This window comes from Nocardioides sp., from assembly GCF_024509035.1.
In the GTDB taxonomy this organism is placed as follows: domain Bacteria; phylum Actinomycetota; class Actinomycetes; order Propionibacteriales; family Nocardioidaceae; genus Nocardioides.
The window spans coordinates 3,878-5,346 of sequence record NZ_JANINT010000081.1 but is presented as its reverse complement, the minus strand read 5'-3'; the positions used below and the strand labels follow the sequence as shown (position 1 = coordinate 5,346).

Here is a 1,469-nt window from a genome sequence, read left to right as displayed (position 1 = left end):
GTCAACCTGCTCCACGACCACCTCGTCGACCTGCTGCTCGACGCCGCCGCCACCGGCCAGGTGACGGTCGAGCGGGACGGCGTCTCGATCGGCCACAGCGCCCGGTTCGTGCTGATCGGCACGATGAACCCGGAGGAGGGTGAGCTTCGCCCCCAGCTGCTCGACCGCTTCGGCCTCACCGTCGAGGTGGCCGCCCCACGCGATCCCGCCCTGCGTGTCGAGGTGGTGCGGCGCCGCCTCGCCTTCGACCGCGACCCCGCAGGCTTCGTCGCGCGGTACGCGGCCAGCCAGGCCGAGCTCACCCGACGGATCGCGCTGGCTCGCGAGCGCGTCGAGGAGGTCACCCTGGGGGAGGCGGCGATGCTCAAGGTCGCCGAGGTCTGCGCCGCCTTCGAGGTGGACGGCCTGCGTGCCGACATCGTCACCGCCCGAACGGCTGCTCGACGAGGTCCTCGGCGACGACGAGCTCCCCGAGCCGCCGCCGGAACCGGACGGGCCCACGGACCCCACCGACGGTCCCGAGGACAGCCAGGACCCGTCCGAGGACCCCGCGTCGCCGGCCGACGGCTCCGGGTCCGACGCCGGCAGCCCCGACGAAGTCCCGACCGACGGCAGGGACGACGTGCCCGAACCGGCCAGTGCCGAGGGGGACGTCCAGGCGCCACCCGCGCCGCCGGCGCCGCACCCCCCGGGGGAGGGCAGCTCCAGCACCGTGGCGGCCGAGTCCGCGTATCGACCGCGTCTGTTCACCGTCGACGGGGTCGGCCGAGGTACGCCGGGGCGCCGTAGCCGCGCCCTGGGCGCCAGCGGCCGCCGGGTCGGCGCCACCCGAGGTGGCGGGACCGGGACGCTCCACCTGGTGGAGACCCTGCGAGCCGCGGCGGAACGCCACGCCACCGGATCGACGCGTGGGCCGGGTGGGCGCTTCGCGCTCGCGGCGGTCGACCTGCGCACCGCCGTACGCGAGGGGAGGGAGGCCAACCTCCTCCTGTTCTGCGTGGACGCGTCCGGCTCGATGGCTGCCCGGCGTCGCATGGTCCAGGTGAAGACCGCGATCCTGTCGCTGCTCACCGATGCGTACCGACGCCGGGACAAGGTGGCGATGATCAGCTTCCGCGGCACTGACGCGGACGTGACCCTGCCGCCCACCGGGTCGGTCGAAGTGGCCGCAGCCCTGCTCGACGAGCTCCCCGCCGGGGGGCGCACCCCTCTGGCGGAAGGTTTGCTTACCGCGGCGGACGTCGTCCGGCGGGAGCGGCTCCGGGACGACCGGCTGCGGCCGCTGCTCGTGGTCGTGACGGACGGCCGCGCCACCTCCGGGGCCGATGCCGTCGACCGGTCCCGGCTGGCGGCGGCCCACGTCGCGGCGATGCGGGTCCCCAGCGTCGTCGTCGACTGCGAAGAGGGACCGCTGCGGCTCGGGCTCGCGCGTACGCTCTCCGCCCACCTGCAGGCCGAGCACGTCCCCA

At 75.4% G+C, this 1,469-nt stretch carries 1 protein-coding gene and 1 pseudogene; both read left to right on the top strand.

Annotation, left to right across the window (positions count from 1 at the left end; all coding sequences use genetic code 11):
• A pseudogene (locus Q0L15_RS06780) lies at positions 1-285 on the top strand (magnesium chelatase); the annotation flags it as partial.
• A gap of 757 nt (positions 286-1,042) precedes the next feature.
• Positions 1,043-1,469, top strand: a 427-nt coding sequence (locus tag Q0L15_RS06775) for a VWA domain-containing protein (protein ID WP_296603155.1), incomplete at its 3' end; no start/stop codon positions are given.